This is a genomic window from Streptomyces sp. 549 (assembly GCF_030124175.1).
Taxonomy (GTDB): domain Bacteria; phylum Actinomycetota; class Actinomycetes; order Streptomycetales; family Streptomycetaceae; genus Streptomyces.
Genome location: NZ_JASKMT010000025.1, coordinates 12,529 through 30,401 on the forward strand (window position 1 = coordinate 12,529; position 17,873 = coordinate 30,401).

Annotated in this window: 14 protein-coding genes; 7 read left to right on the forward strand and 7 right to left on the reverse strand. The window is 73.5% G+C overall.

What is annotated here, in order from left to right; genetic code table 11:
• Window positions 1–25 precede the first annotated feature (25 nt).
• Both QNO07_RS22325 and QNO07_RS22330 read right to left on the reverse strand, forming a co-directional pair.
• On the reverse strand, window positions 26–931 hold the full coding sequence (locus QNO07_RS22325; protein WP_283994044.1) for a Sco1979 family transcriptional regulator: 906 nt from the start codon (window positions 929–931) through the stop codon (window positions 26–28).
• Between the two features lie 163 nt (window positions 932–1,094).
• Entirely contained in the window at window positions 1,095–1,343 is a 249-nt protein-coding gene (locus QNO07_RS22330; RefSeq protein WP_283994101.1) for a DUF397 domain-containing protein, read from the reverse strand.
• Window positions 1,344–1,659: 316 nt separating this feature from the next.
• On the opposite strand from QNO07_RS22330, the gene QNO07_RS22335 reads away from it, so the two are divergent.
• Both QNO07_RS22335 and QNO07_RS22340 read left to right on the forward strand, forming a co-directional pair.
• A complete protein-coding gene (locus QNO07_RS22335) occupies window positions 1,660–2,286 on the forward strand; it encodes an ATP-binding protein (protein ID WP_283994046.1) in 627 nt (208 codons plus the stop codon).
• Between the two features lie 565 nt (window positions 2,287–2,851).
• Window positions 2,852–6,586, forward strand: coding sequence for an ABC transporter ATP-binding protein (locus tag QNO07_RS22340; RefSeq protein WP_283994047.1), 3,735 nt, complete (start codon window positions 2,852–2,854; stop codon window positions 6,584–6,586).
• A 47-nt stretch (window positions 6,587–6,633) separates the two neighbouring features.
• Here QNO07_RS22340 and QNO07_RS22345 read toward each other — a convergent pair whose 3' ends face one another.
• On the reverse strand, window positions 6,634–6,786 hold the full coding sequence (locus QNO07_RS22345) for a hypothetical protein (RefSeq protein WP_283994104.1): 153 nt from the start codon (window positions 6,784–6,786) through the stop codon (window positions 6,634–6,636).
• A 340-nt stretch (window positions 6,787–7,126) separates the two neighbouring features.
• Here QNO07_RS22345 and QNO07_RS22350 point away from each other — a divergent pair, with 340 nt between their 5' ends.
• The gene (locus tag QNO07_RS22350; RefSeq protein ID WP_283994048.1) at window positions 7,127–7,930 is read left to right on the forward strand and encodes an alpha/beta fold hydrolase; all 804 of its coding nucleotides are present in this window, start codon (window positions 7,127–7,129) and stop codon (window positions 7,928–7,930) included.
• A 156-nt stretch (window positions 7,931–8,086) separates the two neighbouring features.
• Here the strand turns inward: QNO07_RS22350 and QNO07_RS22355 are convergent, their stop codons facing one another.
• Window positions 8,087–8,563 (reverse strand): NUDIX hydrolase, encoded by a 477-nt coding sequence (locus tag QNO07_RS22355; protein ID WP_283994049.1) that lies wholly within the window; start codon window positions 8,561–8,563, stop codon window positions 8,087–8,089.
• 191 nt (window positions 8,564–8,754) lie between these two features.
• Here QNO07_RS22355 and QNO07_RS22360 point away from each other — a divergent pair, with 191 nt between their 5' ends.
• A complete protein-coding gene (locus QNO07_RS22360; protein ID WP_283994050.1) occupies window positions 8,755–10,239 on the forward strand; it encodes a S28 family serine protease in 1,485 nt (494 codons plus the stop codon).
• Between the two features lie 30 nt (window positions 10,240–10,269).
• Here QNO07_RS22360 and QNO07_RS22365 read toward each other — a convergent pair whose 3' ends face one another.
• Both QNO07_RS22365 and QNO07_RS22370 read right to left on the reverse strand, forming a co-directional pair.
• Window positions 10,270–10,902 carry a hypothetical protein gene (locus tag QNO07_RS22365; protein ID WP_283994051.1) on the reverse strand — a complete coding sequence of 211 codons (633 nt, stop codon included), beginning with the start codon at window positions 10,900–10,902 and terminating at the stop codon, window positions 10,270–10,272.
• Window positions 10,903–11,113: 211 nt separating this feature from the next.
• Entirely contained in the window at window positions 11,114–11,749 is a 636-nt protein-coding gene (locus QNO07_RS22370) for a TetR/AcrR family transcriptional regulator (protein WP_283994052.1), read from the reverse strand.
• A 74-nt stretch (window positions 11,750–11,823) separates the two neighbouring features.
• On the opposite strand from QNO07_RS22370, the gene QNO07_RS22375 reads away from it, so the two are divergent.
• Window positions 11,824–12,921, forward strand: coding sequence for a hypothetical protein (locus QNO07_RS22375; RefSeq protein ID WP_283994053.1), 1,098 nt, complete (start codon window positions 11,824–11,826; stop codon window positions 12,919–12,921).
• Window positions 12,918–14,210 (forward strand): methyltransferase family protein, encoded by a 1,293-nt coding sequence (locus QNO07_RS22380; RefSeq protein WP_283994054.1) that lies wholly within the window; start codon window positions 12,918–12,920, stop codon window positions 14,208–14,210. Before QNO07_RS22375 ends, QNO07_RS22380 begins: the two co-directional genes overlap by 4 nt.
• A gap of 186 nt (window positions 14,211–14,396) precedes the next feature.
• On the opposite strand, the gene QNO07_RS22385 is transcribed toward QNO07_RS22380, so the two are convergent.
• Window positions 14,397–15,341, reverse strand: coding sequence for a substrate-binding domain-containing protein (locus QNO07_RS22385; RefSeq protein WP_283994056.1), 945 nt, complete (start codon window positions 15,339–15,341; stop codon window positions 14,397–14,399).
• Window positions 15,342–15,567: 226 nt separating this feature from the next.
• On the opposite strand from QNO07_RS22385, the gene recD2 reads away from it, so the two are divergent.
• The gene (gene recD2 / locus QNO07_RS22390) at window positions 15,568–17,808 is read left to right on the forward strand and encodes an SF1B family DNA helicase RecD2 (RefSeq protein ID WP_283994058.1); all 2,241 of its coding nucleotides are present in this window, start codon (window positions 15,568–15,570) and stop codon (window positions 17,806–17,808) included.
• Window positions 17,809–17,873 lie beyond the last annotated feature (65 nt).

The following is a 17,873-nucleotide window of genomic DNA, read 5'->3' on the forward strand; positions in this document are numbered from 1 at the left end:
CCGGGCGGCTGCACGTTCCGGCCGGTCAGTAGTCCTTCGCCAGGTCCGACAGGAAGCCGGCCGTCCGGTCGTTGGTCTCGGCGGCGGCGCACAGCCGGTCCATGACGACCATGTACGTCTCCACCTCCGACCGCTTGTCGAGGTAGAGCGCGCTGGTCAGCTGCTCCAGGTAGACGATGTCCGGCAGGTCGGGCTCGTGGAACCGCAGGATGGTGACGGGTCCGCCCGCCGCGGCGAGCCCGCCGATGCGGAACGGCGCCACCTGCAGCGTCACGTTGGGCTGCTCGGCGACCTGCAGCAGGTGCTGGATCTGCTCGCGCATCACGGCCGTCCCGCCCAGCGGGCGCCGCAGCGCGGCCTCGTCGATGACGGCCCACAGGCGCGGGGCCTGGGGCCGGGAGAGCAGCTCCTGGCGGCGCATGCGCAGCGCCACCCGCCGCTCGATCTCCGCCTCGGACGCGCTCGCGTGGCCGAGCCTGGTCACCGCGCGGGCGTAGTCGGCGGTCTGCAGCAGGCCGGGGATGAACTGCACCTCGTAGGTGCGGATCAGCGAGGCGGCCTCCTCCATGCCCAGCAGCGTCTCGAACCAGCTCGGCAGCACGTCGCTGTACTTGTGCCACCAGCCGGGGTTGTTCGCGTGCCGGGCAAGGGTGAGGAACTCCTCGCGCTGGGTCTCGTCCTGCACGCCGTACAGCGTCAGCAGGTCGGCCACGTCGCGCTCCTTGTAGCCGACGCGGCCGAGCTCCAGGCGGCTGATCTTGGCGTGCGAGCCCCGGATGGCGTCCCCTGCGGCCTCGCGGGTGATCCCGCTTGCCTCACGCAGCCTCCGCAGGTGGGTGCCGAGCACTATCCGCAGAACCGTGGGCCCGCCCCTGGGCTGGGCGAGCACCCGGCGCACGGGGGAGTCCTGCTCCGGCTGAGCTGAGGTCACGCCTGCTCCTGCATGCTCTGAGTGATGAAATGACCGCCCAGTGTCCCACTGGGCGGCGCGGGTTGTACAGCGGTGCAGGTGCGGCGGGTGCGTGCCGGTGGCATGTACCGGCGGCAGCCGCCGGGTGGACGGCCCGACGCGCCGGGGCGGCTCGGGAGGGCCGTCAGGCCCCAGCGGCTCCGATCAGGTCGTCGAAGTCGCCGTCCTTCGCCCCCCGGATGAAGGCGGCCATCTCCGCCTCGGTGTAGACCAGTGCGGGTCCGGACGGGTGCCGGGAGTTGCGCACCGCGACGGCCCCGTCGGCCAGTCCTGCCAGTTCGACGCAGTTCCCACTGGGGTTGCTGCGGCGGCTCTTCCGCCACACGGCGCCCTCAAGCCGTCCAGCCGGCACGCCGTTGTCGATCTGCTGCATCATCTGCCCCTTCTCTTAACTCGAGGCCCCCGCGCCCCGTGATGATCTCTGGCCGAATACTGCCTCACAAGTCCCTGTTCTTGCACATGTACTTGCATCCGCACTTGCAGCCGTAAGTACATGTGCACGAGTATGGATCCGCAAGCGTGTTCCACCAGCACCCAGAGAGACGGCTGCGGGGTTCGTGATGACGGCACAACCAGCAAGGTGGGCGAGTCATGGCGCCCCCGGAACGGCCAGCGGTTCCGGAGCCGGACTCCACCCACTGTCGCTGGTGCGGGGCGCGGTCCCCGCCCCGCCGGAAACCGAGCACCCGGTGGCCTCCGGGCCCTCTCCGGCAGCGCCCCCGGCCGCCGCGGCCGGACCGGCTCCTGTCGCCGGCCCCGCGGCCACGTCCGGGTTCGCGGCGTGGACGCTGGAGTCGGGCCCCCGCTCGGCCGGCCAGGCCCGCCGCTTCGCGCACTCCGCCCTCACCGGCTGGGGCATGGAGGAACTGGGCGACAGCGTCGCCGTCTCCGTCTCGGAGATGGTCACCAACGCCCTCAGCCACAGCGCCTGCCCCTGGGAGAACCCCTTGGCGCAGCCCGTGCTGCTCAGCCTGCTGCGCCAGGGCGGCACCGTGCTGTGCGCGGTGATCGACTCCGGCACCGCCGCCCCCGCGGTGCGGGAGGCCGGCGAACTCGCCGAGTCCGGCCGGGGCCTCCACATAGTCGACTGCCTCAGCGACGACTGGGGCTGGACCGACCCCGGCCCCTTCGGCAAGGCCGTCTGGGCCAGGTTCTCCCGCCTCGGCGACCCCTGCGCCCCGCCCGGCGACCTGCCGGACGCGGAGTGGGATCCTCTGACCCGCCTACTGCTGCTCACCGAGATACTCGGCGGCAGCGGACCCGGCTGGCTGGACACCCTCGCCCTCCAGCCCACCGAGGGCCGCACCGCCGACTGAGCGCCCCGCCCGCTCCCGCTCCCCGCGCCACCTCTTCCCCTCAGCCCTTCCCGGCCGCGTGCCCCCGGCTTCACTCATTTCCTGCGCACCCCCGCGCGTCCCTTCGCCTTCCTTCGCGTACCCGCTCGGGGCCGCTGCTCCCGCCCACGTGCCGCCTCGCCCGGGCCCCGACGCGGTGCTCCAGTGCGACGCGAGGCCCGTCCGGCACGCTGCCCGCCCCGGTGCGCGGTGGCCGGAGCCGCCCCTTCCGCACTCCCGTCCCCACCCGCTCCCGTTAGCCGTCCCGGCGGCACGCACCGGCGTGCACAGGCGTGCACAGGCGTGCACAGGCGTGCACAGGCGTGCACAGGCGTGCACAGGCGTGCACCACCGTCGTGACGGAGTGCGCGGGATGAAAACGGCGGTCGGCGGCGTTGGATCATCCGGCAGGACTCGCATTCACTCACCGGAGGGACACGGCGTGGCGGCAAGCACAGCGGGGGGGACCGGCACCGGGGGAGACCCCGCGGAGGCGGGGGGCGGGAAGACCGCGCCCGGTGCGGGATGGACGCGGCGGCTGGGGCGGATGTGCTGGCGGTACCGGCGCAACGTCCTGCTGGCGCTGGGTGCGTCGCTCGCCGGCATGGGCGTCATGGCCCTGACGCCGCTGCTGACCAAGGTCATCATCGACGACGTCGTGCTCGACGGCGGTGACGGCGGCTCGATGGCGCTGTGGATCGGCCTGCTGATAGCCGCGGCCGTCGTCATCTACGGGCTCACCTACATCCGCCGCTACTACGGCGGCCGCCTCGCCCTGGACGTCCAGCACGACCTGCGCACCGCCATGTACCGGGCCGTCATCCGGCTCGACGGGCGCAGCCAGGACGAGCTGTCCACCGGCCAGGTCGTCGGCCGGGGCACCAGCGACCTCCAGCTCGTCCAGAGCGTGCTGTTCATGCTGCCGATGATGATCGGCAACGTGCTGCTGTTCGCCGTCGCCCTCGTGGTGATGGTGGTGCTCTCCCCGCTGCTCACCCTCGTCTCGCTCGCCGTCTTCCCGCTGCTGTGGTGGATCGCCGACCGCAGCCGCAAGCGGCTCTTCCCCGCCACCTGGTACGCCCAGCAGCAGGCCGGCGCGGTGGCGTCCGTCGTGGACGGCGCCGTCACCGGCGTGCGCGTGGTCAAGGGCTTCGGCCAGGAGCATCAGGAGACGGGCAAGCTGCGCGACATAAGCCGCACGCTGTTCGCCGCCCGCCTGCGCACCGTCCGGCTCAACGCCCGCTACACCCCCGCCCTCCAGGCGGTGCCCTCGTTCGGCCAGGTCGCCATGCTCGCGCTCGGCGGCTGGCTGGCCGTCAACGGCGAGATCACACTCGGTACCTTCGTCGCCTTCTCCACCTACCTGGCGCAGCTGGTCGGCCCGGTACGCATGCTGGCCGCGATGCTCACCATCGGCCAGCAGGCCCGCGCCGGCGCCGAGCGCATCTTCGACCTCATCGACACCGAGCCGCAGATGTCCGAGCGGCCCGACGCCCGCGAGCTGCCCGCCGACGCGGACGCCTCCGTGGAGTTCGACGACGTCACCTTCGGCTACGACCCCGACCACCCGGTGCTCGACGGCTTCAGCCTGCGCATCGAACCGGGTGAGACGGTCGCCGTGGTCGGCACCAGCGGCAGCGGCAAGTCCACCGTGTCCATGCTGCTGCCGCGCTACTACGACGCCACCGGCGGCGCGGTCCGGGTCGGCGGGCACGACGTGCGGGACCTGACGCTTGGCTCGCTGCGCTCCGCCATCGGCCTGGTGCCCGAGAACAGCTTCCTGTTCTCGGACTCGGTACGGGAGAACATCGCCTTCGGCGCGCCCGACGCCACAGACGAGGACGTGCGCGCCGCCGCCCGCGCCGCCCAGGCCGACGAGTTCGTCTCCGCCCTGCCCCAGGGCTACGACACGCCCGTCGGCGAGCAGGGGCTGACGCTGTCCGGCGGCCAGCGGCAGCGCATCGCGCTGGCCCGCGCGATCCTCACCGACCCGCGGCTGCTGCTGCTCGACGACGCCACCTCCGCGGTGGACGCCCGGATCGAGCACGAGATCCACGAGGCGCTGCGCGGTGTGATGGCCGGCCGCACGACGCTGCTGATCGCCCACCGCCAGTCCACGCTCGCCCTCGCCGACCGGATCGCGGTGCTCGACGGCGGCCGGCTCGCCGACGTCGGCACGCACGAGGAACTCACCGCGCGCTGCGACCTGTACCGCAGGCTGCTGACCGACCCCGACGAGCTGGGCGACGTCGACCGCGACCCGGCCGGGCTGGCCGGCCACGACAGCCACCGCGCGGTGGGCGGCGTCACTCCCGAGCTGTGGGTCCGCCGGGAGGCACCGGCCCGGACGGGCCAGGTCGACGGACACGTCACCGCCGCCGCGCAGAGCGGACGGCCGGGCAGCTTCGGCGCCGAACTGGGCGCCCTGCCCGGCAGCCCCGACCTGCTCGCCAAGGTCGCCGCGCTGCCGCCGGCCACCGACGCACCCGACGTGGACGAGGACCAGGCCGAACGCCGCGAGCAGAGCTACGGGCTGCGCCGGCTGCTGCGCGGCTTCGGCAAGCCGCTCGCCGTCGCCCTGGGCTTCGTGGCGCTGGACGCGGTCGCGATGCTGCTGCTGCCGGTCCTGATCCGGCACGGCATCGACGAGGGCGTGGGCCGGGCGGCGCTCTCCGCGGTGTGGGTGGCCGCCGGGCTGGCCCTGGTGGTGGTCGTGCTCCAGTGGGCCGCCCAGGTCACGTCGATGCGGCTCACCGGCCGTACGGGCGAACGGGTGCTGTACGCGCTGCGCGTCAAGATCTTCGCCCAGCTGCAGCGGCTGGGTCTGGACTTCTACGAGCGCAACCTCACCGGCGCCGTGATGACCCGCATGACCACCGACGTGGACGCGCTCTCCACCTTCCTCCAGACCGGCCTGGTCACCGCGGTCGTCTCGCTGCTGACCTTCTTCGGCATCCTGGTCGCGCTGCTGGTGATCGACGTGCAGCTCGCCCTCGTCGTGTTCGCGACGCTGCCGCCGCTGGTCATCGGCACGGTCTTCTTCCGCAGGCAGAGCGTCAAGGCGTACGAGCTGGCCCGTGAGCGGGTCAGCGTGGTCAACGCCGACCTGCAGGAGTCGGTCGCCGGGCTGCGCATGATGCAGGCGTTCCGCCGCGAGGAGACCGGCGCCGACCGGTTCGCCGCCCGCAGCGACGGCTACCGCCGGGCCCGGGTCCGCGGCCAGTGGCTGATCTCGGTGTACTTCCCGTTCGTGCAGCTGCTCGCCTCGCTGGCGACGGCGGCCGTCCTCGTCGTCGGTGCGGGCCGGGTCAGCGACGGCACGCTGACGGCGGGCGCGCTGGTCGCCTACCTGCTGTACATCGAGCTGTTCTTCGCCCCCGTGCAGCAGCTGTCGCAGGTCTTCGACGGCTACCAGCAGGCCGCGGTGTCGCTGGGCCGCATCCAGCAGCTGCTGCGCGAGCCGTCGTCCACCCCGCCGGCTGCCGCTGCCGCCCCCGTGCGGCGCCTGACCGGTGAGATCGAGTTCCGCGACGTGCACTTCCACTACACCGGCGCCGACGGCGACACCAAGGAGGCCGTGGCGTTGGAGGGCCTGAACCTGACGATCCCGGCCGGGCAGACCGTGGCCTTCGTCGGCGAGACCGGCGCCGGCAAGTCAACCCTGGTCAAGCTGGTCGCCCGCTACTACGACCCGACCTCGGGCACCGTCCTGGCCGACGGCACGGACCTGCGCGAACTGGACCTCACCCAGTACCGGCACCGGCTCGGCGTGGTGCCGCAGGAGCCGTACCTCTTCCCCGGCACGGTGCGCGACGCCGTCGCCTACGGCCGCCCCGAGGCGAGCGACGCCGAGGTGGAGGCCGCCGCCCGCGCGGTCGGCGCGCACGACATGATCGCCGCGCTCCCAGGCGGCTACCTGCACGAGGTGACCGAGCGCGGCCGGAACCTCTCGGCGGGGCAGCGGCAGCTGATCGCCCTCGCCCGCGCCGAACTCGTCAACCCCGACGTGCTGCTGCTCGACGAGGCGACGGCCGCCCTGGACCTGGCGACGGAGTCGCTGGTCAACCAGGCCACCGACCGGCTCGCCGGGCGCCGCACCACGCTCGTCGTGGCGCACCGGCTCACCACCGCCGCCCGGGCGGACCGGGTGGTGGTCCTGGACCACGGGCGGGCCGTGGAGGACGGCACACACGCCGAACTACTGGCGCTCGACGGCCGGTACGCCCGGCTGTGGCGGACGTTCACCGGCGAGCACGAGCAGCAGCCGCAGCGCGTGCGGTGACACGACGGGCCGCCGCCCTACGGCCGCCTCCGCCGCGCCCGGACGGGTCAGCGGCGGTGGCGGCTGCGCGAGGTGGTCGTGGGTGGTGCGCTCGTTGCCGCGGCGCAACTTCCCCGTCCACCGCGCAGCACCAACTGCGCGTCGCCCGAGGTGACCTCGGCGAGGAACCGGTCCGCCCGGGAGCCGCGCAGCACGGTCACCGTCCCCGTCCCGGGTGATGCGGACCTCACCGCCGTCCTGCACGGCATCCGGTCCAGGCCGGCCAGCCGACCGCCCACCGGCTTGCCGCACGCGGAAGGCAACCGCCTCACCAGCGCCTCACCCGTGGCTGGCCATGGCCATGGCCAGGACGCCGGACCGCGCGCCTGCCTGTAGCAGTGCTGGTGCCCCGCGTCCCGCCACGCCCTCGTACAGGTGAAACGTGTGACGTGGGTCCGGAGGACCGGTATCTGTTGACGCGTGATCGTTTTTCCGGAAGGCCGCGCGTGACGGCCTCCGTCCCGGTCCTGTCCGCCAACTGACCTTCGAGAAGAGAGCCTGATGGACGCCAGGTCTGTGATCTCGCGCGACGGCACCCGGATCGGCTGGACCACAACCGGTCGCGGCGAGCCGCTCGTCCTGGTCCACGGAGCAGGAGCCGACCACACGCGGTGGGGAGCGTACGCCTCGAAGCTGTCCGACCGGTTCGCACTGCATCTCGTCGACCGCCGTGGTCGAGGCCTGAGTTCGGATGGCCAGAGCTACTCGATCGAGCGGGAGTACGACGACATCGCAGCGGTTGCGGAGGCGATCGGCAGCGGCGTGACGGTTCTCGGCCACTCGTACGGCGGGCCGATCGCCCTCGGCGCGACCATGCGCACGGCGGCCATCACACGCGCCGTCTGCTACGAGGGCTGGCCAGCCGTCGAGGGCGGGCCGATGCCGTTCGGCGAAGGAGACGCGCCCGACAGGGTCCAGGCCCTGCTCGACGCCGGCGACGAAGACGGCGCTGTCACGCTGCTCATGCGGGAGCTCGTCGGGCTGACCCAGGAGCAGGTCGAGTGGATGCGGGGGCAGCCGATGTGGGCGGGCAGGCTGGCCGCCGCGCACACGCTCCCACGCGAACTGCGCACCGATGCGTCGATCACGCTGTCCGAGGCCGACCTCCGCTCGATCAGCACTCCGGTGCTGCTACTGATCGGCGGGCAGAACGAGGAGAGTCTGCGACCGCAGGCGAGGGAGCTGTGCTCGCTCCTTCAGCACGGCCGAATCGGCGTGCTCCCCGGTCAGGGGCACATGGCCATGGACACCGCACCGGAACTCCTCACCGACACGATCACCTCGTTCATGGAGTCGAAAGCCTGACCGCCGGTCATGCCGACCGCGAGGTCCGGCACGGACCGCGCCTACCGGCTGTCGCGAGTGTTGGCTGCCAAAGAACTCCCCGCAGCGGCCATTCGCTACGGATACTCACCCTGAGAGTCGACCCCCGCCGGTCGTGGCATGCGCAGACGGTACGGGTCAGGGGCGGGTGAGCGCAGCCAGATAGACGTCGACCGTCTGCACTTCGGCCGAGGAGGGCAGCTCCGCGCCCTCCGCCAGCCAGTGGATTCCGGCGATCTCCTCACCGGCGGCGAACGGCATCGGCGCCTCCGTCTCCCCGGCGAACAGCGCGCCGCGCAGCACCCGCTGCTCGGGGCCGATCGCCGTCGTCACGTAGCCGGCGAAGCGCAGCGCGTCCGGTGCGACGCGCTGCCCGGTCTCCTCGTACAGTTCCCGCACCGCGCCCTCCCGGGCCGTCTCGCCGGGCTCCAGGCCGCCGCCGGGCAGCTCCCAGCAGCAGCGGTCGCGCTCGTGCACCATCAGCAGCCGGCCGGAGTGCCGCAGCGCGACCAGCACGTACGCGGCCGGCAGTGAGTCCTCCGGTACCCGGTCGACGGCGAGCAGGTTCATCTGGCGGGGGCCGGAGGCGAGCGGCAGCGGCACGGCGTCGGTCATGCCCCGAGGGTAGCCAGGCCCCGCGGGCAAGCGTCGCCGCCGGTGGCGGGCGGGCTGCCGTACTGGTCCGCTGCCCGCCACTCGCGGCGACACGGCCCGGGAGGGGCGAGAGGGGCTGGCGTGGCGGCACCCGCGCCGATAGGTTCGCCGCGACCATGTGCGAATCCAGGGAAACCCCCGGGGAGTTGAGTATGCGCAGATCGCTCGCATGGGTGCTGTCGCTGGTCGTGCTGATAAGCACGCTGGCCGTCGGTACCGCGTCGGCGGGGGCCGCCACCGCGGCCGGGCCCGACGGGCAGGCCGCCACCTCCGGTGCCGAGGGCACCAACGGCACCAGCAGCACCGACATCAAGGACCGCCTGCTGGCGATCCGCGGCATGAGCCTGATCGAGGAGAAGCCGGTCGACGGCTACCGCTTCTTCGTCCTGAACTTCGAGCAGCCGGTGGACCACCGCAAGCCCCGGCGCGGCACGTTCAAGCAGCGCATCACCGTGCTGCACCGGGCCGACGACCGGCCCACCGTCTTCTTCACCTCGGGCTACGGGCTGAACACCAACCCGGCGCGAAGCGAGCCGACCCGGATGGTGGACGGCAACCAGGTCTCCATGGAGTACCGGTACTTCGCCCCGTCCCGCCCGGACACCGCCGACTGGAGGAAGCTGGACATCTGGCAGGCCGCCAGCGACCAGCACCGCATCTTCACCGCGCTGCGCGGCATCTACAGCAGCAAGTGGGTGTCCACCGGCGGCAGCAAGGGCGGCATGACCGCCACCTACTACCGGCGCTTCTACCCGCGGGACATGGCCGGCACGGTCGCCTACGTGGCGCCCAACAACGTGGACAACAACGAGGACTCGGCCTACGACCGGTTCTTCGCCTCGGTGGGTTCGGCCGAGTGCCGCGCACGGCTCGCCACCGCCGAGCGGGAGGCGTTCCTGCGCCGCGGCGAGATCGTCGACCGCTACGCCAAGTGGGCCCAGGACAACAACCTCACGTTCACGCTCTACGGCTCCGCGGACCGCGCCTACGAGGTGCTGGCCATGGACGTGGTGTACGCCTTCTGGCAGTACCAGGGCGAGAACCGGTGCGCCACGGTGCCGGGCGCGGACGCCACCACCGACGAGCTGTACGACTGGATCGACGCCACCGTCGGCTTCGACTTCGGCACTGACCAGGGCCTGCTGCCCTACTCGCCGTACTTCTACCAGGCGGGCACCCAGCTGGGCTGGCCGTCGGTGAGCACCACGCAGCTCGACGGGCTGCTCCGCTACCCCGGCATCCAGCACCCCCGCAACGCGGTGCCGCGCGAGATCCCCATGCCGCGGTTCGACCGGCACGCGATGCGCGACATCGACCGCTGGGTGCAGCGGCACTCCTCGCAGATGCTGTTCGTCAACGGCGAGAACGACCCGTGGCGGGCCGAGCCGTTCCGGGTGGGCGAACGCAACCGCGACGCGAAGGTGTTCACCGCTCCCGGTGCCAACCACGGCGCGAACATCGCCCAGTTGGCTGACGACGACCGGGCGCAGGCCACCCGGATGCTGCTCCGGTGGGTCGGCATCGACGTCACCCCGGCCTCCCCGGCTGCCCGTTCCGCCGCGCCGCAGCCGCTCGCGGCGCCCGACCCGGCGCTGGACGCGCCGATGACCGAGCGGCGGCCTCCGGCCCTGCCGTGACGTCCGACCGCAGGTGAGCGCTGTGCCCGGTCACTGCCGCAGTGACCGGGCGCAGCCCACCGGCGCGTTGCCGCCGACCATGACGTGCAGCACGGTGCCGGCCGGGCAGGCCGACCGGTCGGTGACGATCCGCGTCACCAGGAACTGGGGTTTCACCCCGCCGTCCACCGGCTCGCAGGCGGTCTCCTTCACCTGGCCGCGCCCGGTGGAGCGCAGGCAGTCGCCGGTGATGGTCCGCGGCCCGCCGCCACCACCCGGATCACCCGGGTGCGGGGGCCGCAGCTTGCGCATGCAGGCGTAGCCCGGGGACACCGAACCGTCGCCGTCCTCGTCGGCCGCGGGCGTGCGCTCGGTGACGTGCAGGACGAAGTCGGTCCTCGCCGGGCACCTCGGTCCGCTCCCGGCAGGCGTCCGGTGGCGGGCGGTGACCCGGGCCACCGCGCGCTCGCTGTCGCACGCGACCTCCTCGACCGTGCCCTGCCGCGTGCTGCACGCGCCCTCCGCGAGGAAGGGCTCCGACAGCGCCGGACCGCCTCCGGGCGCCGAGGGGGCGGCTGGTGTCGCCGCCGTCGCGCCGCGTGCCTGTGCCGTGCATCCGGCCGTGCCCGCGAGCGCCAGCAGCACCCCGCAGCTCAGCACCGCCCTCAGTGCCCCGCCCCGCATGCCGCCCCCCGGCTGGTTCCCGGGCCCACCCCCAGCGGACCCCTGCCAGCGTGACGCGGGCGGCACCGACGCCGCCAGGGGGACGGGCCCGATTGCGCCGCTGGTGCGGGAGTGCGCCCGGAGTGCGCCGGGATTACGGCGTAGGCGGACCGGTCCACGCCGTCCATCCGGCACGCGTGCCGCAACTACGCACCCCGGACGCCTCACGGGCTCAACCGGCCTCGGGCGGAGTGGTCTTCGGCCGCGGGGTGCGCCGCCGGGGGAGGCGCATGGTGAGCAGTCGGGCCCGGGGGGCGAGGCGTCGGGCCATGGCGAAGACGGCGTCGGTGCGCGACCGGTCGGTGTCCAGCACGGTGAACAGGTTGACGCCGAGATAGAAGGTGAGGGCCGCGTTCGCGGCGTCCCGCGGCGGGATCAGCGCGGCCAGCGGGCTGCCGCCGATGACCCGCTCGATGGTGGACTCGACGAACTCCAGCCACGGTTCGCCCCGGCGGCTCACCTCGCTGCGCAGCTCCGGCTTGGCCAGGGCCGCGGCGACCAGCTCGGTGAAGAGCGTGATGTGCCCGCCCTCCACGTCGTCGCGGTAGATGGTGGTGGCGGCCTCCACCAGATCCTCCAGGGTGCGCGCTTTCGCCACCGTCTCCCGGTGCCGGGCCATGCGCTCCGCCGAGGAGCGGTCGAGCGCCGCGAGCAGCAGCGGGTCGACGCCGCCGAAGTGGTAGAAGACCAGCGCCGAGTTGACCTGCGCCTCCTTGGCGATGGAGCGCGCGCTGGTGGCCCCGTAGCCCTGTGTGGTGATCACGGTGATGGCCGCGTCGATCAGGCGGTCCTTGGTGTCCTGCGTCATACGACTTTCCCTTCGGCTGCGATTCATCATACGGTTTAATCAAGTGGTTAAACCGATCGATGAAGGGGTGGGGCATGGTCGAGGAGTCCGAGCCGTACACAGCAGGTGGCCCCGACGGGTCCGACGGGTCCGACGGGACTGACGGGACCGACGCAGCACAGCACCGGCGGCCGGACCGGCCCGCGCCGCCCGGCAACGCGCGCTGGGTGCTGGCCTCGGTGCTGCTGGCCCTGTTCGCGGCGATGGGCGCCGTCAGAATCCTGAACACGGGGGAGCTGGAGCAGACGGCGCTGTTCTACGTCGGGCTGCCCGCCTTCATCGCGCTGGCCGTCGCCCTGACCGCCCGGCCGAAGAGCGCCACCGGAACGGCGGTCGCCTCGGTCAGCGTCGGGCTGGCACTGGCCGGACCGCTGCTCGGTGAGGGCATGGTGTGCCTGCTGATGGCCGCGCCGCTGTTCCTGCTCGTCGCCGTCCTCATCGGCAAGTCCGCCGACGCCGCCCGGCGGCGCCGGGGCCGGGCCAACGCCGTTGTCGTGCTGCCCCTGCTGGCGGTGTTCGCGCTGTCACTGGAGGGCAGTGGCGCCTGGCAGATGCCCCGCGCCGAAACGGTGTCCGCGACCCGGACCGTGCAGGCGACACCCGAGCAGGTCGCGCGGGCCCTGGCAGGCGAGCCGGCCTTCGACGACCCGGCACCCGTGTTCCTGCGCCGCGTCCCGTTCCCCCGGCCGCTGCACGCCACCGGCACCGGCCTGGACGTCGGCGACTCCCGGAGCGTCGAGTTCACCCCGCGCCGCACCCTCGCCGTCAACGCGCAGGCCACACCGCGCGCCATGGTCCTCACCGTCACCCGCAGCGGCGCGGCGCACGCCGTCTTCGACGTCACCGAGGACACCACCCTCGCCCGGTGGCTGGACCTGCGCACCGCCGAGGTCAGCTGGCGTGCGGTGGACGGCGGCCGGAGCACCGAACTGACCTGGCGGCTGCACTACCACCGGACCTACGACCCCGGCTGGTACTTCGGCCCGCTGCAGCGCTACGGCATGACCCAGGCCGCCGGATACCTCGCCGACACCTTCACCACCACTGCTGAGACCACTGCTGAGACCACTGCCGAAGCTGGTGCCGAACCCGCCGCCGACACCGCTGCCGACGCAGTCGGCGACGCACGATGAGCGGCGATCCGCTGCTGATCAGGGCCGCGTGCCTGTTCGTCCCGCTGCTGGCCGTGACCGCGCTCGCCGTGCACCGGCCACCCGCCCACCGGGCCCTCGGAGCGGCCCTGGTCGCCACCGCCTGGCAGGCGGTGACGCTGCCGGCGGTCAACCTGCTCGCCGTGCGGGCCGGGTGGTGGACCTTCCACGCCGACGGCGGCACCGTCGCCGGTCTGCCCGTGGACCTGCTGCTGGGCTGGGCGCTGCTGTGGGGCGCGGTGCCGGTGCTGCTGCGCCGACCGCTGGACGGGCGGCTGCCGCTGCTGCTCACGGTGGCCGCCCTGGCCTGGCTCGACCTGGTCGCGATGCCGCTGGCCGACCCCGTGGTGCGGCTCGGCGACGCCTGGCTGCTGGGTGAGGCGGCGGCGGTGCTGGTCTGCCTGGTCCCCGGGCTGCTGCTGGGCCGCTGGACGCTGCAGCGCCGCCACACCGCCCGCCGGGCCGGGGCCCAGATGCTGCTCAGCGGGGCGCTGATGGTGGGGCTACCGCTGCTGACGACCGGGCCGGGGATTCCCGGCGGTGTCACCGGACTCACCCTGGTCGCGCAGGTGGTGGCGGTGCCGCTGCTGCTGGGGGTGGTGGCGGTCCGGGAGTTCGTCCAGCGCGGCGGCGGCACGCCGGTGCCCTACGACCCTCCGGTCCGGCTCGTCACCAGCGGCCCGTACGCCTACGTGCGCAACCCGATGCAGCTGTCCATCGTGCTGACCTTCCTCGTCCTCGGTGCGGCGGCCGGCGACTGGCGGCTGCTGGCGGCAGCCGCCACCGCCTTCGCCTACGGCGCGGGGCTGGCGGACTGGCACGAGAACGCCTGGCTGCGGGACCGGCACGGTGAGGGCTGGGACGACTACCGGGCCGGGGTGCGCGCCTGGGTGCCGCGGCTGCGGCCCTGGCCGGGCACCGCCGGCGCCCGCCTGTACGTCGCCGCGACGTGCACGCCCTGCTCCGGGTTCGGCCGCTGGATCACCCGCCGACGCCCGGTCGCCCTGCGGATCGTGCCCGCCGAGCAGCACCCGGGACGGCTGCGCCGCCTCACCTACGAGAGCGACGACGGCCGGGTGCGGGCCGAAGGCGTCGCCGCCGTCGGGCGATTGCTGGGCCACCTGCACCTGGGCTGGGCGCTGGCCGGCTGGCTGCTCGCGGTGCCGGGCCTGGGCTGGTTCGCGCAGCTGTGCGCGGACGCCTTCGGCGCCGGCCCCCGCGACCTCACCCCGGCGTCGGCGGAGCCGCCGGCTCCGCAGCCGCACGGGTGAGGCGGGCGCCCTGGGCCGCCGGAAAGATTTCCGTGGCGGACGTACAACCCTTGGTGACGTTCGGGTGTCTCACTTGCATCGGGACTTCTGGCGGAGGGGGAGCCACCGGATGTTCCGAGGGGGTGTCGAGGGGTCCGGCCGTACGCGGCCGGGCCCCTCGCAGCATGTGCGGTCCGGGGCCGCAGGTCAGCGGAAGTCGGCGACGTTGTCCGCGGTGACCAGCGACACCGGCACCAGGATGCGCGCGTCCACCGGTTCCCCGCGCGCGGCCCGTACCGCGTTGCGCACCGCCACCTTGCCCAGTTCGGCGGGCTGCTGCGCCACCGAGGCGGCCAGGGTGCCGCGTGCGATCGCGGCGAGGGCGTCCCGGGTGCCGTCGTAGCCGACCACCTGCACGGTGTCGCCTGCCCGGTCGCCCAGGGCCCGCACGGCGCCCAGCGCCATCTCGTCGTTCTCCGCGAACACCCCTGCCAGGTCGGGGTGTTCACCCAGAAGGTCCTTCATGGCGTCCGCTCCGCGGTCGCGGTCGAAGCCCGCCGTGGCCGCGCCCACCACCTCGATGCCGGGGAAGTCGCCCAGCCGTGCGGTGAAGCCGGCCCCCCGGTCACGGGACGCCGACACCGCCTTGCCGCCGCGCAGCACCACCACCGGGCCGGACTCCTCCAGCGCCTCGGCCAGGGCTTCGGCGGCGAGTCGGCCGCCCGGATCGTGGTCCGACGCCACCGTGGACGCCACGTCCGCACCCGGCAGCGGCCGGTCGGCCGCCACGACCGGCACCCGTCGTCCCTCGGCCGTCGCCAGCCACTCCGCGATCGGCCCGGTCTCCACCGCGTCCACGATCAGGGCGTGCGCGCCCTGCCGGGCCAGGGTGCCCAGCTGCGAACGCTGCTCGCCCACGTCGTCACCCGCGTCGACCACGTCCAGCTCCACACCCTGCGTTGCCGCCTCCGCGCGGGCCGCGGCCACCAGTTCGGTGAAGAACGCGCCGTCGGTGCGCGGCAGGGAGAGCGCCAGCCGCACCTGCCCCCGGTCCCCCGCGTCCACCGCCCCGGACTCGGTGCCGCAGGCCGGCAGCAGGGCGACGACTGCCGCGACCAGTGCCGCAGCGGTGGTGAACTTGCGCTTGTTCATGCTGGATTTCCTTGCGCTGGAAGGCAGTTGGGGAAGCGAACTCCTCGAAGCGAGCCGCGCGGTCGGCGCGGGGAGCCGTCAATGTAGCGGTTGCCGCGGCACTGCGTGATCATTTCGTCGCGGCCCGCGACTTCCCCGGGCCGCCGACCGCCCCTCTCCGGGCACCCGCTCCCGCTCCGGGGCAGGGCCCTGCCGGGCTGTCGGTCCGGGGCGCTACCTTCGGTCCATGTCGTTGCCACTGACGGTGCTCGAAGGCGTTCTCGAGCGCATCACCTACGCCAACGAGGACAACGGCTACACCGTGGCCAGGGTCGCCCCCGCCCGCCGCCGGGACGCCGGCCCCGACGGGGACCTGCTGACGGTCGTCGGCGCGCTGCTCGGCGCGCAGCCGGGCGAGTCGCTGCGCATGGAGGGCCGTTGGGGCTCGCACCCCTCCTACGGCCGCCAGTTCACCGTGGAGAACTACGAGACCGTGCTGCCCGCCACCGTGCAGGGCATCCGGCGCTACCTCGGCTCGGGCCTGATCAAGGGCATCGGGCCGCGCATCGCCGACCGCATCGTGGAGCACTTCGGCGTGGACACGCTCGACGTCATCGAGGAGGACGCGGGCCGGCTGGTGGAGGTGCCGGGCCTCGGCCCCAAGCGGACGGCCAAGATCGCCGCCGCCTGGGAGGAGCAGAAGGCCATCAAGGAGGTGATGGTCTTCCTCCAGGGCGTCGGGGTGTCCACGTCCATCGCGGTGCGCATCTACAAGAAGTACGGCGACGACTCCGTCCGCGTCGTCCGCGAGCAGCCCTACCGGCTGGCCGCCGACGTGTGGGGCATCGGCTTCCTCACCGCGGACCGCATCGCGCAGGCCGTCGGCATTCCGCACGACAGCCCCGAACGGGCCAAGGCCGGGCTGCGGCACGCGCTGTCCCAGTCCGCCGACCAGGGCAACTGCTACCTGCCGCAGGAGCAGCTGATCGCCGACGCGGTGAAGCTGCTCCAGGTGGACACCGGCCTGGTCATCGACTGCCTCGGCGAGCTGGCCGCAGACGAGGAGGGGGTGGTCCGCGAGCGGGTGCCGGACCCGCAGGACCCGGCGGGGGAGATCACCGCGGTGTACCTGGTGCCCTTCCACCGCGCCGAGCTGTCGCTCTCCGGCCGGCTGCGCGCGCTGCTGCGCGCCCGGGAGGACCGGCTGCCCGCGTTCCGCGACGTCGACTGGGACCGCGCCCTCACCTGGCTGGCCGGGCGGACCGGGGCGGAGCTGGCCCCGGAGCAGCGGGCCGCCGTGCGGCTCGCGCTCACCGAGAAGGTGGCGGTGCTCACCGGCGGGCCGGGCTGCGGCAAGTCCTTCACGGTGCGTTCGGTGGTGGAGCTGGCCCGCGCCAAGCAGGCCAGGGTGGTGCTGGCCGCGCCCACCGGGCGGGCCGCCAAGCGCCTGGCCGAGCTGACCGGCGCGGAGGCCTCCACCGTGCACCGGCTGCTGGAGCTCAAGCCGGGCGGTGACGCCGCCTACGACCAGGACCGGCCGCTGGACGCCGACCTGGTCGTGGTGGACGAGGCGTCGATGCTGGACCTGCTGCTGGCGAACAAGCTGGTCAAGGCGGTGGCGCCCGGCGCCCACCTGCTGCTGGTGGGCGACGTTGACCAGCTGCCCTCGGTCGGTGCCGGAGAGGTGCTGCGCGACCTGCTGGCGGACGGCGGCCCGATCCCCGCGGTGCGGCTGACCCGGATCTTCCGGCAGGCCCAGGAGTCCGGCGTGGTCACCAACGCGCACCGCATCAACGCCGGCAAGCCGCCGCTCACGCAGGGCCTCGCGGACTTCTTCCTGTTCGTCGAGGAGGACACCGAGCAGGCGGGGCTGCTCACGGTGGACGTGGCGGCCCGCCGACTGCCGGCCAGGTTCGGGCTCGACCCGCGGCGCGACGTGCAGGTGCTGGCGCCCATGCACCGGGGCCCGGCCGGGGCGGGCGCGCTGAACGGCCTGCTCCAGCAGGCCGTCACCCCGGCCCGCCCGGGGCTGGCGGAGAAGCGCTACGGCGGCCGGGTCTTCCGCGTCGGCGACAAGGTCACCCAGGTGCGCAACAACTACGACAAGGGCGCCAACGGCGTCTTCAACGGCACAGTCGGCCACGTCACCGGCATCGACACCGTGGAGCAGCGGCTGACGGTGCTCACCGACGAGGCCGAGGAGGTCGGCTACGACTTCGACGAGCTGGACGAGCTGGCGCACGCCTACGCGGTGACGATCCACCGGTCGCAGGGCAGCGAGTACCCGGCGGTGGTGATCCCGGTCACCACCGGCGCGTGGATGATGCTCCAGCGCAACCTGCTCTACACGGCCGTCACCCGGGCCAAGCGGTTGGTGGTCCTGGTGGGGTCGAAGAGGGCGTTGGGGCAGGCGGTACGCACCGTCTCGGCCGGTCGGCGGTGGACCGCGCTCGACCACCGATTGCGGTTCGCACCGCGGGAGGCGTAGCTTTCCTGCGGCACTGGGTGCCACCGACGAGCCCTTTGGCCGACCCCGAGTGCACCGCACAGCGT

Coding starts and splice junctions, on each gene's coding strand:
- QNO07_RS22385 (WP_283994056.1), bottom strand. CDS start 15,341: ATGAACAAGCGCAAGTTCACCACCGCTGCGGCACTGGTCGCGGCAGTC.
- QNO07_RS22380 (WP_283994054.1), top strand. CDS start 12,918: ATGAGCGGCGATCCGCTGCTGATCAGGGCCGCGTGCCTGTTCGTCCCG.
- QNO07_RS22340 (WP_283994047.1), top strand. CDS start 2,852: ATGTGCTGGCGGTACCGGCGCAACGTCCTGCTGGCGCTGGGTGCGTCG.
- QNO07_RS22365 (WP_283994051.1), bottom strand. CDS start 10,902: ATGCGGGGCGGGGCACTGAGGGCGGTGCTGAGCTGCGGGGTGCTGCTG.
- QNO07_RS22370 (WP_283994052.1), bottom strand. CDS start 11,749: ATGACGCAGGACACCAAGGACCGCCTGATCGACGCGGCCATCACCGTG.
- QNO07_RS22355 (WP_283994049.1), bottom strand. CDS start 8,563: ATGACCGACGCCGTGCCGCTGCCGCTCGCCTCCGGCCCCCGCCAGATG.
- QNO07_RS22350 (WP_283994048.1), top strand. CDS start 7,127: ATGGACGCCAGGTCTGTGATCTCGCGCGACGGCACCCGGATCGGCTGG.
- recD2 (WP_283994058.1), top strand. CDS start 15,568: ATGTCGTTGCCACTGACGGTGCTCGAAGGCGTTCTCGAGCGCATCACC.
- QNO07_RS22375 (WP_283994053.1), top strand. CDS start 11,824: ATGGTCGAGGAGTCCGAGCCGTACACAGCAGGTGGCCCCGACGGGTCC.
- QNO07_RS22360 (WP_283994050.1), top strand. CDS start 8,755: ATGCGCAGATCGCTCGCATGGGTGCTGTCGCTGGTCGTGCTGATAAGC.
- QNO07_RS22330 (WP_283994101.1), bottom strand. CDS start 1,343: ATGCAGCAGATCGACAACGGCGTGCCGGCTGGACGGCTTGAGGGCGCC.